Genomic DNA, 14794 nt, shown 5'->3' on the forward strand with positions numbered 1-14794 from the left:
CGGCCTCAGCGCAACGCGTCTGCGACTTCCCGGGCCGCGTCGACCACCCGTGGCCCCACTCTCTCCGGCACCGAGTCCGACAGCATGACCACGCCCACGCTGCCCTCAAGGCCCGTCACTCCGACCAGGGGAGCCGCCGCGCCGCTCGCGCCGGCCTCCAGCTCGCCGTGGGTGAGCGCGTAGCCGGGGTCGGTGACCAGGCTCTGGCGGGCGGCGAGTATCGCGCGGCCCGCGGCGCCCCGGTCCAGCGGATGGCGGAAGCCGGTGCGGTAGGCGACGTGGTAGTCCGTCCAGGTCGGCTCGACCACCGCGACCGCGAGGGCCTCCGAGCCGTCGACGAGGGTGAGGTGTGCCGTCGCCCCGATGTCCTCGGCGAGCGAGCGCAGCGCGGGCAGCGCGGCCTCCCGCACCAGCGGGTGCACCTGGCGGCCGAGCCGCAGCACGCCGAGGCCGACCCGGGCGCGACCGCCGAGGTCCCGCCGCACGAGGGCGTGCTGTTCGAGCGTGGCGAGCAGGCGGTACACCACGGTGCGGTTCACACCGAGCTTGTTGGACAGCTCGGTGACCGTGAGCCCATGGTCGGTGTCGGCCAGCAGCTTGAGGACGCGCAGTCCTCGGTCGAGCGTCTGGGAAGTCTCCGCGGTCACGACGCCCACTCCTTAGGTGAGGGTCGGCGGCCCCCCTACGCGGCGGTTGCGTCGCCGGTCCCGTGGGCGACGCGCGTCAGAGGCCGCCGGTCGGAACACCGGCTGCGCTCCGCGGCGGCGCTGCCACGGGGCGTGTGCTGTGCGGGGACATTAGCGAGGCCGTCCCGCTCAGCGGAAGACTTCGTCCAGAATCCGGGCACCGGGGCGCCCCTAGCGCCCCCCATTGCCCCGTTACGCGGTGGGCGCCAGCGGGGGGCGCGCACGGCATTCGCACACCACCTCCCCACTCGGAACCAGCGGCTCAGCCCTCACTTCATCCGGGTGGCCCACTCCTGGACCTTCTCGATGCGCTGGCGCAGCTGGCCTGCCGTGGCCTCCGCGCTCGGCGGCCCCCCGCAGGTGCGCCGCAGCTCGGTGTGGATCACCCCGTGCGGCTTCCCGCTCTGGTGGACGTACGCGCCGACCATCGTGTTCAGCTGCTTCCTGAGCCCGAGGAGTTCCTTGTGGGAGACGACGGGGCGCCGTTCGGCGGGGATCTCCAGGAGGTCGGCCTCGTCGTCCGGCTTCTTCCTGCTGTGGGCGATCTGGCGGGCCTGCCGCTTCTGGAGCAGCATCTGCACCTGGTCGGGTTCGAGGAGCCCGGGGATGCCGAGGTAGTCCTGCTCCTCCTCGCTGCCCGGGTGCGCCTGCATGCCGAACTCGGCGCCGTCGAAGAGCACCCGGTCGAAGACGGCCTCGGACTCCAGGGCCTCGAAGGAGAACTGCTCCTGCTCCCCGGTGTCCTCGTCCTGCTCCTTGTTGGCCTCGTCCATCTCCTTCTCGGACTCGGCGTAGGGGTCCTCCTCCCCTTCCTTCTTCGGCTTGTCGAGGACGTGGTCGCGTTCGACCTCCATCTCGTTGGCGAAGCCGAGCAGGTCGGGGACGGTGGGCAGGAAGACGGACGCGGTCTCGCCGCGCCGCCTGGACCGTACGAAACGGCCGACGGCCTGCGCGAAGAAGAGCGGCGTGGAGATCGTGGTCGCGTACACGCCCACCGCGAGGCGCGGCACGTCGACGCCTTCGGAGACCATGCGGACGGCGACCATCCACCGGTCGGTGCTCGCGGCGAAGTCGTCGATCCGCTTGGACGCGCCGGTGTCGTCGGAGAGGACGACGGTGGCCTTGGACCCGGTGATCTCGCGGATCAGCTTGGCGTAGGCGCGCGCGGAGTCCTGGTCGGAGGCGATGACGAGGCCGCCCGCGTCGGGAATGGCCTTCCTGACCTCGGTGAGCCGCTTGTCGGCGGCCTTCAGGACGTTCGGCATCCACTCGCCCCGGGGGTCGAGCGCGGTGCGCCACGCCTGCGACACGGCGTCCTTGGTCATGGGCTCGCCGAGCCGCGCGGCGATCTCGTCACCGGCCTTCGTGCGCCACCGCATGTTGCCGGAGTACGAGAGGAAGATCACGGGCCGCACGACGCCGTCGCCGAGCGCGCTGCCGTAGCCGTAGGTGTAGTCGGCGGAGGAGCGCCGGATGCCGTCGTTCCCCTCCTCGTACGTGACGAAGGGGATCGGATTCGTGTCGGACCGGAACGGCGTACCGGTGAGCGCGAGCCGCCGCGTCGCCGGCTCGAACGCCTCCAGGCACGCCTCGCCCCACGACTTGCTGTCGCCCGCGTGGTGGATCTCGTCGAGGATGACGAGGGTCTTGCGCTGCTCGGAGCGGTTGCGGTGCAGCATCGGGCGTACGCCGACGCCCGCGTACGTCACGGCGACCCCGTGGTACTCCTTGCTGACGGGCCCCGCGCTGTACTCGGGGTCCAGCTTGATGCCGATACGGGCGGCGGCCTCGGCCCACTGCTTCTTCAGATGCTCGGTGGGCGCGACCACGGTGACCTGCTGGACGACGTGGTGGTGCAGCAGCCAGGACGCGAGCGTGAGCGCGAACGTCGTCTTGCCGGCGCCGGGGGTGGCGACGGCGAGGAAGTCTCGCGGCTGCTCCTGGATGTACTTCTCCATCGCGCCCTCCTGCCAGGCGCGCAGCTTGTTGGCGGTGCCCCAGGGGGCCCGCCCGGGGAACGCGGGCGACAGGTGGTGCGAGGAGGTGGCGGCGGCGCTGGTGGTAGTCACGGTCTCCGGGTTCGCGGTCGGCGGCACGTATGACAACCGGGCCACCTTACCGGTGATGCGTGGCGTACCCGTGGGTTCGGGGCGGTGCCCGGGACGGGTGCGACAGGTCTCACACGGCGCTCGCGCGGCGCTCCCCCTCAGCTGCGTGAGGCGTACGCGAGGAAGTCGGACCAGCGGTCGGGGGTGACGGTGAGGAGGGGGCCGTTGGTGATCTTTGAGTCGCGGATGTGGACGGTTCGGGGGGTTGTGGCTACCTCGACGCAGTCGCCGGACTCGTTAGTGCTGCTGTAGCTGCTCTTGCGCCACTCCAAGGCGACCTCGACGCAGTCCTCGCCGTTGCTGCTGCTGTAGCTGCTCTTGATCCACTCCAGTCCGGAGACGTCTCCGGCAGAGGTCTTGCCGAACATGTTTCTCCCAGAATTCGCTCGATGACGAGGGATCCGCGCCCCCGCTCGACCTTCCGGACGAGATCCTCCCCGTACCCGATGGCCTCAGCGAACTCCGCGGCGCTGAGGCCCATCGCCTCACGCCGCAACTTGAGGTGCTGGCCAACCATCTCGACCACCGAACTGATCTCGTCCTCGGGGTCGACGTCCCACCCCGGTTCATCCACCGCGTCGTTACACTCCACCGCGCCCACCTCCGTCGTACCGTCCAAAGCCCAACGCGCACACGTACCCGAACAGCAACCGAGACAGCCAGGACAGGCCGGGACACGCACCGGACAATTGCGGTACGCACACCACGCACCGCTATGCACCGTACGTACGGGGGGCCACGCTGAGTGACGTGGGCACGGGCGCCGCCTATTCGATGGCTCGGCGCAAGATCGCCGCTCTAGGATCTGCGGCATGACGACGCGACTTGTCCAGATCCATCTGAAGGCCCGGGACGACGCGGCGCTGGGCCGCTTCTGGGCGGCGGCGCTCGGCTGGGGCGTCGACAGCGAGGGCCCCGGCGTGACCAACCTCGAACCCGAGGGCTTCGCCTACCCCGACCCCACCGCCGTCGTCATCGACGTCGTCGCCGACCCGCAGCCCAAGACGGTGAAGAACTCCCTGCACGTTGACCTGGCCACGACCTCCGCCGCCCATCAGGCAGAGCTGGTCGCACGTCTCAGGGAACTCGGCGCGACCCCCGTCGACGTGGGCCAGGGTGACGTCCCGTGGCAGGTCATGGCCGACCCTGAAGGCAACGAGTTCTGCGTGCTGGAGCCGCGGGAGATCTACCGGGACACCGGTCCGATGGCCGCGGTGGTGGTCGAGTGTGCCGATCCGCGTGCCATGGCCCGGTTCTGGGACGAGGCGATGGACTGGACCCCGCACGAGGTGACTGACGACCTCGCCCGCCTGCGCTCTGCCAAGGGTGTCGGGCCGTACCTGGAGTTCCTCCGCACGTCGGGTGTGAAGACCGGCTGGGACCCGTCGGCTCGGCCGCGCATCCATCTCGACCTCCGGCCTTATCGCGGGGGCGATCACGAGGTGGAGGGGACGCGGTTGCGGGGGCTTGGTGCGACCGGCATCGACTTCGGTCAGGGTGACGCGCCGTGGACGTGCCTCGCCGACCCGGAGGGCAACGAGTTCTGCGTTCTCGCTCCGGCGTGACTTCGGCTCGGTCTTCTCGGCGTCTTTGGTGGGCCGGTGCCTTTGGGGGTGGGCGGGGGCGTCCGGGGTTGTGCGGAGTGTGGCGGTTCCGGGCCGGCAGTAAAGGGCGCTCCCTGCGGTCGCGTCGGCTGCGCCGATGTCCCTTCGGGCCACCCTTGACTCCCGTCCCTCCACCGCACGTTGACTTTGACCCGGACGCCCAGGGGTGGGGCCGCCGGGGGGTGTGGGATGGGTCATTCCCTTTGCACCGCCGGGTGCGGCCCGGCCCAACGCGAGCCGACGTCACGGTCGGGGCTCGGCTGCCCCTGCGGCCTAGCCGCTCGGGCCATCCCTTTGCGTTGCCGGGTGCGGCCCGGCTCAACGCGAGCGCACGCTACGGTCCCCGCTGGGTCGACCAGGCGGCATCGCCGCTTGGGCCATCCCTTTGCGCTGCCGGGTGCGGCCCGGTCCATCGCGAGCCGACGTCACGGTCCGGGCTCGGCTGCCCCTGCCGCCTCGCCGCTCGGGTCATCAGCCTTCACGGCCGGGTGCGGACCGGCCCAACGTGAATCACCGTCACGCGCCCGGGGTGCTGCCGAACACTCGGGTCACTGCCCGGTCCGGCACCTACTTTGGGAAAGTTGCGAAGCGGTCCGACGCGCGCCCCCCCCTGTCACGCCCCGCACGCCCCGCCCGTCTCGGATACGCGACCTATCACCCCGGGGGGGGCGGCATCAACTTTCGCTAAGTTGCGAAGCAGTCCGCTGCGCGCCCCCCTGCCGCGCCTCGCGCGCTGCCTCATGCGCCTCGGCAGACTCCCATCTAGAACGGCGCATTGGGGGTGAAGAGGGGGCGCGCGGGGACTCCATTCGCAACTTTCCCAAAGTAGGTGCCCCGGAGCGGCAGGCGACCGCCCGGCGATGAATGGTCTGACCGAGCGCGACCCTGGCGTCCGCCCACGATGGGCCGGGCCGCACCCGGCAGCGATGGCTGATGACCCCGAGCGGCGACGCCGCAGGGGCAGCCGAGCCAGGGCCGTAGCGTGCGCTCGCGATGAGCCGGGCCGCACCCGGCAGCGCGAGGGGATGGCCCGAGCGGCGACGCCGCTGGGGCAGCCGCGCCCCGACCGTAGCCTCGACTCGCGTTGGACCGGGCCGCACCCGGCAGGCAAAGGGAACGACCCAACCCACGCCCCCCGGCGGCCCCACCCCTGGGCGTCCGGGTCAAAGTCAACGTGCGGTGGAGGGACGGGAGTCAAGGGTGGCCCGAAGGGACATCGGCGCAGCCGACGCGCAGCGCAGCGGAGCGCCCTTTACTGCCGGCCCGGAACCGCCACACTCCGCAAAACCCCGGACGCCCCCGCCCACCCCCAAAGGCACCGGCCCACCGAACGTCTCCCGTTCATGAACGCCACATGGCAGTCCCATTGCGCCACCCTCCACTCCCTTGAGCCCCCACCCGAACCACCGCTACGTTCAAGAGGTCAGGTCGACAGCACGTCGAAGACTTGGCCGTGTGCCCGAGTGGTTGAGGGGCTGGACTGCAAATCCAGTTACGCGGGTTCGATTCCCGCCACGGCCTCTCTCTTTCCCGTTTGGTTCCTGTAACAGGCATCGAAATACGCCCAGTTGGGCCGACATACTCCCGGAACAGGACTCACGTGCCACGAGTCCACACGGTTCCAGGGAGGAAACTTGCGCGACCACGTGAAGAGAGCATGCGCGGCGACCGTAGCCGCGGCCGCCGCCATGGCTCTCACGGCGGGTATGACGGGCCCCGCAGCGGCCCGGCAGGACGGGGACGGGCCGTTACGGCCCGGGACCAACAGCAACAGCAACCGCGACAGCAACAGCAACCGCTCCGACGCCTTCGCGCCACGCACCACTACGCACCGACTCACCCTCCTCACCGGCGACCACGTCACCGTCGACCCCCAAGGCCGCGTCACCGGTTTCGCCCCGGCGAAGGGCCGCGAACACGTTCCCGTCCGTACGCTCCGCTCGCCGGGCGGCCACACCCTCGTACTCCCCGCGGACGCCCAGCGCCTGATATCCGAGGGCCGGATCGATCAACGGCTGTTCGACGTCACGGAGTTGAGCGAAAAGCGCAACCGTGCGGCTCAGGCGAAGGCGAAGGGCCTCAAGCTGATCGTCGGCTACAAGGGCAGCGCCGCCCACGCCCGGGCCGGCCTGCGCGCCACCGGCGACACCACCGTCCGCCGGACCTTGAAGTCACTGAACGCCGACGCCGTCACCACCCCGAAGCAGGACGCGGCCGACCTGTGGAAGACCCTGATCGACGGCGTCGGCGGCAAGGGCATCGAGCACGTCTGGCTCGACGGGACCCGCGAGGCCACCCTCGACAAGAGCGTCAGGCAGATCGGTGCCGACAAGGCGTGGGACGCCGGGTACGACGGCAAGGGCGTCAGGATCGCCGTCCTCGACTCGGGCGTCGACACCACCCACCCCGACCTCCACGGTCAGGTCGTCGCCGAGAAGAACTTCTCCGCCTCCCCCGACCTGAAGGACCGCGTCGGCCACGGCACGCACGTCGCGTCGACCGCCGCGGGCACGGGCGCCAAGTCGGGCGGCAAGTTCAAGGGCGTCGCACCCGGCGCCGAGCTCATCAGCGGCAAGGTCCTCGACGACGACGGGTTCGGTGACGACTCCGGGATCGTCGCGGGCATGGAGTGGGCGGCGGCCGAGGGCGCCGACGTCGTCAACCTCAGCCTCGGCGGCGGCGACAGCCCCGATGTCGACCCGCTCGAAGCGGCGGTGAACAAGCTCTCCGAGGAGAAGGGCATCCTCTTCGCCGTCTCGGCGGGCAACGACGGCAGGCCCGGGTCCGTGGGCTCGCCGGGCACCGCGGACGCCGCCCTGACCGTCGGCGCGGTCGACGACAACGACAAGCTGGCCCCGTTCTCCAGCCGGGGCCCGCGCGCCGGTGACGGCGGGATCAAGCCCGACGTGACCGCGCCCGGCGTGGACATCACCGCCGCGGCCGCCCCCGGCTCCGCCATCGAGAAGCAGGTCGGCCAGAACCCGGAGGGCTATCTGTCGATCTCCGGTACGTCGATGGCGTCCCCGCACGTGGCGGGCGCCGCGGCACTGCTCAAGCAGCAGCACCCGAAGTGGACGTACGCCGAGCTCAAGGGCGCGCTCACCGCCTCCACGAAGGACGGCGGCTACCGGCCGTTCCAGCAGGGTTCGGGCCGTATCGCGGTGGACCGGGCCATCGGGCAGACCGTGATCGCCGAACCCGTCTCCGTCAACTTCGGCATCCAGGCGTGGCCGCACACCGACGACGAGCCGCTCACCAAGAAGGTGACGTACCGCAATCTCGGTACGGATGACGTCTCCCTCGACCTCAGCATGGTGGCTGCCGGGCCCGAGGGCGACCCGGCCCCGGCAGGCTTCTTCTCGCTCGGCGCCGAGAAGGTGACCGTCCCGGCGGGCGGTACCGCCTCGGTGGAGCTGACCGCGGACTCGAAGCTCGGTGGCACCGTCGACGGCACGTACTCCGCGTACGTCGTGGCGAACGGCGGCGGCCAGTCCGTACGCACCGCCGCCGTGGTCGAGCGGGAGATCGAGCGGTACGACGTGACGCTGAAGTTCATCGGCCGCGACGGAAGGCCCGCGTCGAACCACGCGTCGTCGCTGTCGGCCATCACCGGCGCCGACAAGGGCCTCAACCTGTTCCCGGACTCCTCGTCGGCGACGTTCAAGGCGCGCCTGGCCAAGGGCAGTTACCTGCTCGACGCGGCGATCTACGTCGACCCCGAGAACGGCGACAAGGGCGTCGACTGGCTGGCCGGTCCCGCGCTGGTCGTCGACAAGGACACGACGGTGACCGTCGACGCCCGCAAGACGAAGCCGGTCGACATCACCGGGCCCGACCCGTCCGCCGAGCTGGTCTCCATGGACGGCCGCTACAGCTACGCGGGGTACGAACTCGGCGCCCTGCGCGTCACCGCCTTCCAGAACATGCGCACCGCCCACCTCGGCCCCCAGGCGCCCGAAGGCCTCGGCCAGCAGTGGCTCGGCACCTGGCTGAAGGGCGCCGACACCCGCTACGACATGGTCATCGGAGGCAACGTCAAGAAGCTCGCGACCGGCTACACCCGGCACCTGAAGCCCGCCGACTTCGCCACGCTCAAGGTCGGCACGGGCGCCTCCTCGCCCGGCCGCTCGGGCTCCCTGTTCGTCGCCGGATACCAGCCGCAGGCCGGCGGCATCTCACCGATCCTGACCCCGCAGCCGCTGCCGCGCACCAAGACCGTGCACGTCTCCGCACTCGACGGGACGCGGTGGGGCATCGACTTCTCGCAGTACGGCGACAAGGACGCGGACGGCGACCCGGTCCTGGAGGGCAGCTACTCGATGCCCCCGGAGACCTACAAGGCGGGCGGTACGTACGCCAGGACGTTCAACACCGGCGTCTTCGGCCCCGCCCTCGGCAAGGACCTCGGCCTCTTCCGCGAGGGCGACAGGATCGGCGGCCGGCTCCCCGTCGCCGCCGACGGCAAGGGCCACCCGGGCTGGAGCGCGTACGCCTCGGCGAAGTCCACCCTGTACCGGGACGGCACGAAAATCGCCGAGAACGACGACCCGGTGTCCGGCTCCGAGACCTTCAGGGTCCCGGCCGACGAGGCGGAGTACCGGCTGACGACCTCCGTGACGCGCGATCCGAGGACGGCCGCGGCCTCCTCACGCATCGACGCGAGCTGGACGTTCCGGTCCAAGAACACGGGGACGGAGAAGGTCCGGCTCCCGGCGTCCACGGTGCGGTTCGCGCCGAAGCTCGACCTGTCGAGCCGGGCCCCCGCGGGCGCCACCCAGTCCGTTCCGGTGAAGGTACAGGGCTCGGCGGCGGGTCCGGGCAACCTCAAGTCCCTTGCCGTGTACGTCTCGTACGACGACGGCCGGACCTGGCAGAAGACGCCGGTCCGGGACGGCAGGATCTCCGTGCGGAACCCGGCGAAGGGCGAGGGAATCGCCTTCCGCGCCACCGTCACGGACAAGGACGGCAACAAGTCGACGCTGTCGGTCCACGACGCGTACCACGGCAAGTAGCCCCGCGCCATTGAGCCCGGGGCCCGCCCCGGCACACCCGGCGGCCCGTCGGAACCCCGCGGTTCCGGCGGGCCGTCACGTCGCTACGGCCGCCTGCGGGCGGATCGGGAGGCGGTTGACCGGGCGGCCCGTCGCCGCGCGGACCGCGGAGGCGATGGCCGCCGGGGACGTCACGACCGGGGCCGCGCTGGCCGCCTTCGCGCCGAAGGGGGCCACGACGTCGCGCTCCTCGACCAGCTTCACGATGCGGATGTCGGGCGTGTCCAGGGCGGTGGGGAGCGCGTAGCCGGTGAGGTCCGGGTGGCGGACCAGGCCGCGGGGCGTGCGGAGGTTCTCCGTGAGCGCGGCGCCCACGCCCTGGGTGACGCCCGCCTCGATGCGGGCCCGCAGCTGGGCGGGGTTGAGGACGCGGCCCACGTCCTGGGCGACGGCCAGTTCCACGACCCGTACGGAACCGATCTCGATGTCGACGTCCACGACCGCGCGGATCGCGCAGAACGCCATGCCGACGAAGGCGTCGCCCTGCCCGGCCTCGTCGAGCGGCTCGGTCGGGTGGGGGCGGCACTGGGCCGTGGCCCAGAGCTCCTTGCCCTCCAGGGCCTCGGTCACGGTCGTGGAGAGCACGCCGTCGTACGAGGTGATCTTGCCGTCGGTGATCTGGAGCAGCTCGGTCGACATGCCGAACTTGTGCGCGAGGGGCTGGAGGAGCTGGGTGCGGACCATCTTCGCGGCCCGTTCCACCGCGCCGCCCGACACCCAGGTGTGGCGGCCGCGGCAGCTCGGGCCCGCCGGCGGCTGGTCGGTGTCGACGGGCGCGACGCTCACGTCTTTGATGCCGAGCGTCTCCTGGACGATCTGGCGGGCCAGTGTGGTGAAGCCCTGGCCGGTCTCGACGGCCGCGCAGATCACCGTCGCCGCGCCGTCGTGCACCTTCACCGTGGCCGTGGAGACCTCGTCCGTGCCCTCGGCGCCGAGGAGCTGGACCATGCCGAGGCCGTAGCCGACGCCCCGGCGCACGGCGGCCGGATCGCCCGCGCCCTCGGGGCCGCCGGGCAGCAGCCACTCGTCCTCGGGGGTGTCCTTGGGCAGCTCGGGCAGCGGGAAGTCCCGTACGGCGGCGAGGAGTTCGGCCACCGGGGCCGGGCAGGTCACCGTCTGCCCGGTGGGCAGGATGTCGCCGGTCGCCATGGCGTTGCGCAGCCGCAGCTCGGCCGGGTCGACGCCCAGCTTCTTGGCGATCTTGTCCATCTGGGCCTCGTACGCGGCGCACACCTGGAGGGCGCCCTCGCCGCGGACGTGCCCGGAGGGCGGGTTGTTCGTACGGACCGCCCAGCCCTCGATGAAGGCGTTCGGCACGACGTACGGGCCGCAGGCGAAGGAGACGGCGGCGGCGAGCGCCTCCGACGACGTGTCCGCGTACGCGCCCGCGTCGAGCAGGATCTGCGCCTCGACCTTGACCAGGCGGCCCTCGGCGTCCGCGTGGTGGCGGTAGCGCAGGAGGGTGGGGTGGCGGTGGGCGTGGCCGAGGAAGGACTCCTCGCGGGTCGCGGTCAGCTTGACCGGGCAGCCGGTGCGCAACGCGAGGAGGCCGAGCGGGAGTTGGAAACCGGCGTCCTCACGGTCGGCGGTCGCGCCCGGGACGCCCGTCACGACGACCTTCACGTGCTCCGGTGCGATGCCGTAGCAGGCGGCGGCGCGGTCGCGGTCGGCGTGCGGGTCGGTGGAGGCGACGTACAGCTCCACTCCCCCGTCGGGACGCGGCACGGCGAGGCCCGCCTCGGCGCCGATCGGCGCCGGGTCCTGGCGGCCGATGCGGTACAGGCCCTCGACGACGATCTCGCCCGCCGCCTCCGGGTCGCCGTGGCGGAGCGGGATGTGGCGGATCAGGTTGCCGTCGGGGTGGAGCGGTTCGGCCTCGAACGCCTTCTCCGGGTCGGTGACCGGTTCGAGGACCTCGTACTCGACGATGACGGCGGCGGCGGCCATCCGCGCGGTGTCGGGGTGGTCGGCGGCGACGGCGGCGATGGGCTCGCCGTGGTGGCGTACGACGTCGGAGGCGAAGACCGGCCGGTCCGGCGTCCGGCGGCCGTGCAACGCGTCGCCGGGCACGTCCTCGTGGGTGACGACGGCGTGCACGCCCGGCATCTGAAGGGCGTGGCCGGTGTCGATGGAGACGATGCGCGCGTGCGCGTGCGGGGAGCGCAGGACCGCGGCCCAGAGCAGGCCCTCGGCCCACAGGTCGGACGCGTAGGGGAAGGTGCCCTCGGTCTTCACCCGGGACTCCGCGGACGGCAGGGACGAGCCGACGCCGTGCGGCGGCTGCTCGGCGCCCTCCTCGGCGGCGTCGGGCGCGGTCGCGGTGGTGGCTTCGGTGCTCACGCGTGGCCTCCGTCCTGGCCGTAGGGGCCCTGCGGTCCTTCGGGTCCGTGTGCGTCGTACGGGCCCGCCTGGTGCGGGATGCGGGCCGTCCCGCCGTGCTCCTCGTAGGCGGCGGGCTCGGCGGGTTCGGCTGGTTCGGCGGCGGCCGCTGTCGCCTCGCGCTCGGCGACCACCTCGCGCACGGCGTCGAGCACACCGCGGTAGCCGGAGCAGCGGCAGAGGTTGCCGCACAGCGCGCGGCGGGCCTCCAGGTCGCTCGGGGCGGGGTTGCCCTCAAGGAGGTCGTGCACGGTCATGGCCATGCCCGGTACGCAGAAGCCGCACTGCACGGCGCCGCACTTGGCGAGCGCCCGCTGTACGTCGGAGGGCCGGCCGTCGGCGGCGAGGCCCTCGACGGTGCGGACCTCGCTGCCCGCGGTGGTGGCGGCAGGGACCAGGCAGGAGGCGACGAGACGGCCGTCCACCTGGACGTTGCAGGCCCCGCACTCGCCCTGCGAGCAGCCGTCCTTGGCCCCCGCGAGACCGAGCCGCTCACGCAGGACGTAGAGCAGCGACTCGCCGATCCAGGCGTCGGTGACGGGACGGTCGGTGCCGTTCACGCGCAGGACGTAGGAGACGAGGGGGTGGTCGTCGTGGAGGGGGTTGGGGGCGATCTCGGGTGCGGGCGACTCGTCGGCGTCGGGGGCGTCGGTGTCGTCCGAGGTCTCGGTGACGTCCGAGGTCTCGGTGACGTCCGGGGGCTCGGCGGCATCGAGGGGTGCCACAGCCTCGGCGGGCTCGGCGGGCTGCTCGGCGGGCTCGTCCGCCGCTTCCGCCACGACGTCCGCTTCGTCCGGCACGGCGCCCGTTTCGTCCGGCGCGACCGCTTCTTCCGTCGATACGTGCGCTTCGTCCGGCTCAGCGGCGGGCTCGGGCTCGGGCTCGGTCTCCGCCACGACCTCGGCGGGCTCGTGAACGGGCTCGTGAACCGGCTCGTGCACCTGCTCCACAAGCGGCTCGGCGGCGAACTCGTCCTCGGAGGGAACGGGCGGCACGGGCGGCACGGGCGGCTCGGACGGTACGCGGATCGCCCGCAGCAACTGCGTCTTCTCGAACCGGTTCTCCGGTTCCGCCGCGGCCGGGACCGGGGTCGAGGCCGGGGCGGGAGCGGGTTCCGGCGCCCGGAGCGTCTCCTGGACGCCCTGCGGCACCTCCGGCGGGGCCTGCCGCAGAGCCTCCTGCGCCTGCACGCCCCACGGCACACCGGCACCCGCACCCGCACCCGTCGCCCACGGCGCGGGCGCGCCACCGGGCAGCGTCGCGGGAGGCGTGCCGCCCCACGTGGACAGCGACGAGGCGGTGAACTCGCCCGACTCGTCCGGCAGATCGCCGACGGCGACCGGGATCGACCACTCCCCGGTGACGTCGGAGGCGGGCGCGGGCGGCGCGGCGGGCTCCTGCCCGTACTGCTGGTGCGCGTAGTCCTGCCCGTAGTCCTGGCCGTATTCCTGCTCTTGGCCGTACTCCTGCTCGTACCCCTGGCCCTGACCGTGGTCCTGGGCCTGGCCGTGGCCCTGCATGTGCCCGTACACCGGCGACCGCGGCGCTTCCGCCTCGCCGAAGTTCCACTGGCCGGTCGCCCGCGGGTCGTACCCGTGGCTCTCCGCGTGGCCCTGCGCCGTGCCCGCGTCGGGCCACCGCACCCCGCGTCCGCCGCCGGGCACGCCCGTCACCTCGGGCGGCATGACCCACGCGCCGGTGGCCGCCGGGTCGGTGGCGTCGCTGGTGGTGGGGGTGACCGTTATCTGCGGCGGGACGTAGCCGTGGCCCGGCGCGGCGAGCGGGGCGTCCAGCATGCCTTCGGGGAGCTGGACGAACGCCGTGGCGTCGGAGTCGTACTCGCCCTGCGGATGCGGCTGCCAGCCGCCGCCGTTGTGGGTGTTCTGGTCGTCGCTCACGACAGCGCCCTCCCCAGTGCTCGTCGGGCCAGCGCGGCGACGGTGCGCCGCAGATGCAGTACGGCGGGGGACAACGGCTGTTCGGTGCCGTCGGCCGCCGGGGGCTGCTCCGGGATGCAGGCGGCGGCGACGTACTCGCCGAAGGCGGTGACCGCCTCCGGGACGAGGCTGCCGCGCTCGCCGTCCCAGTCGATCAGGGAGGCGACCCACTCCTCGGCCTCCAGGGGCCGCAGCGGCATCGGCGCGATGGCGCCGACCGCGCAGCGCACGCCGCGCCGCGCGGGGTCGAGGACCAGCGCGACGGAGGCCGTGGCGCGGCCGGGCCCGGTGCGTCCCGTCGCCTTGAGGAAGACCTGGGGGGCGTGCAGCAGCGGGACGCGCACGAAGCCGATGAGCTCGCCGGGGCGGAGCATCTCCATGCCGGTGAGCAGGTGGGAGACGGGGATCTCGCGGCGGGCTCCGCCGGGTCCCGCGATGATCAGGACGGCTTCGAGGGCGGCGAGCACGGGCAGCGCGTCGCCGGTGGGCGCGGCCGAGGCGATGTTGCCGCCGAGGGTGCCCGCGTTACGGATCTGGGGCGGGCCCGCGGCGCGCGCGGCGGCGGCCAGGGCGGGGATCAGCGCGGCGAAGTCGGGGCGGCCCATGCGGGCGTGGGTGAGCCCGGCGCCGAGCAGGGCGTGGCCGTCCTGGTACTGCCAGCCGCGGATCTCGCTGATGCGGCCGAGGCCGACGAGGGCGGCGGGGCGCAGCTGCCCCGAGTTGACCGAGGCCATCAGGTCCGTGCCGCCGGCGACGGGCACGGCGGCGGGCATGGCGGTGAGCGCCGCCACGGCCTCGTCCAGCGTGGCGGGCAGCTTCACCGATTGCGGTGTCCGTGCCGCCTGCGGTGCGTGCGTGCTCAAAACCGGCTGCCCCTTCCCGATGCCCGGCCGCCTACTCCACGTACAACGCGTATGTGAAGTGCTCGCCGTTTCGCGACGTGTCACCGTTACGCCTGTTCCGCCGTACGGTACGTGCTCACAACCCGGACGTGGCAACTCTGGCACATCTTCCCGGGGGCCCGACGCG

The 14794-nt window shown here is 72.5% G+C and carries 8 protein-coding genes, 1 tRNA gene and 1 pseudogene; 3 read left to right on the forward strand and 7 right to left on the reverse strand.

The genetic code is table 11. The annotated features are described in order from the left end of the window. Positions 1–5: 5 nt before the first annotated feature. From AC07DI_RS13205 to AC07DI_RS13220, 4 genes and pseudogenes are all read right to left on the reverse strand, one after another. On the reverse strand, positions 6–647 hold the full coding sequence (locus tag AC07DI_RS13205) for an IclR family transcriptional regulator (RefSeq protein ID WP_384262769.1): 642 nt from the start codon (positions 645–647) through the stop codon (positions 6–8). A 308-nt stretch (positions 648–955) separates the two neighbouring features. Then, the gene (locus AC07DI_RS13210) at positions 956–2755 is read right to left on the reverse strand and encodes a DEAD/DEAH box helicase (protein WP_384262772.1); all 1800 of its coding nucleotides are present in this window, start codon (positions 2753–2755) and stop codon (positions 956–958) included. Between the two features lie 137 nt (positions 2756–2892). Next, the gene (locus AC07DI_RS13215; RefSeq protein ID WP_478904299.1) at positions 2893–3162 is read right to left on the reverse strand and encodes a DUF397 domain-containing protein; all 270 of its coding nucleotides are present in this window, start codon (positions 3160–3162) and stop codon (positions 2893–2895) included. A 35-nt stretch (positions 3163–3197) separates the two neighbouring features. Beyond that, a pseudogene (locus tag AC07DI_RS13220) lies at positions 3198–3386 on the reverse strand (helix-turn-helix domain-containing protein); the annotation flags it as partial. Positions 3387–3606: 220 nt separating this feature from the next. Here AC07DI_RS13220 and AC07DI_RS13225 point away from each other — a divergent pair. From AC07DI_RS13225 to AC07DI_RS13235, 3 genes are all read left to right on the forward strand, one after another. Next, the gene (locus AC07DI_RS13225) at positions 3607–4359 is read left to right on the forward strand and encodes a VOC family protein (RefSeq protein WP_478904301.1); all 753 of its coding nucleotides are present in this window, start codon (positions 3607–3609) and stop codon (positions 4357–4359) included. A 1488-nt stretch (positions 4360–5847) separates the two neighbouring features. Continuing rightward, positions 5848–5919, forward strand: a tRNA-Cys gene (locus AC07DI_RS13230). A gap of 167 nt (positions 5920–6086) precedes the next feature. Then, positions 6087–9410, forward strand: a complete 3324-nt coding sequence (locus AC07DI_RS13235; protein WP_478904472.1) for a S8 family peptidase — start codon at positions 6087–6089, stop codon at positions 9408–9410. 75 nt (positions 9411–9485) lie between these two features. Here the strand turns inward: AC07DI_RS13235 and AC07DI_RS13240 are convergent, their stop codons facing one another. Genes AC07DI_RS13240 through AC07DI_RS13250 form a run of 3 tightly spaced genes read right to left on the reverse strand, consistent with a single transcriptional unit; the run spans position 9486 to position 14628 of the window. Further along, the gene (locus tag AC07DI_RS13240; RefSeq protein WP_478904303.1) at positions 9486–11789 is read right to left on the reverse strand and encodes a xanthine dehydrogenase family protein molybdopterin-binding subunit; all 2304 of its coding nucleotides are present in this window, start codon (positions 11787–11789) and stop codon (positions 9486–9488) included. Further along, a complete protein-coding gene (locus AC07DI_RS13245; protein WP_478904305.1) occupies positions 11786–13726 on the reverse strand; it encodes a (2Fe-2S)-binding protein in 1941 nt (646 codons plus the stop codon). Before AC07DI_RS13245 ends, AC07DI_RS13240 begins: the two co-directional genes overlap by 4 nt. After that, complete coding sequence (locus tag AC07DI_RS13250; protein WP_384254904.1) at positions 13723–14628, reverse strand: FAD binding domain-containing protein; 906 nt, start codon at positions 14626–14628, stop codon at positions 13723–13725. Before AC07DI_RS13250 ends, AC07DI_RS13245 begins: the two co-directional genes overlap by 4 nt. Between the last annotated feature and the right edge of the window lie 166 nt (positions 14629–14794).

This window comes from Streptomyces sp. NPDC044106 (assembly GCF_056433985.1).

Coding starts and splice junctions, on each gene's coding strand:
- AC07DI_RS13215 (WP_478904299.1), bottom strand. CDS start 3,162: ATGTTCGGCAAGACCTCTGCCGGAGACGTCTCCGGACTGGAGTGGATC.
- AC07DI_RS13235 (WP_478904472.1), top strand. CDS start 6,087: ATGGCTCTCACGGCGGGTATGACGGGCCCCGCAGCGGCCCGGCAGGAC.
- AC07DI_RS13225 (WP_478904301.1), top strand. CDS start 3,607: ATGACGACGCGACTTGTCCAGATCCATCTGAAGGCCCGGGACGACGCG.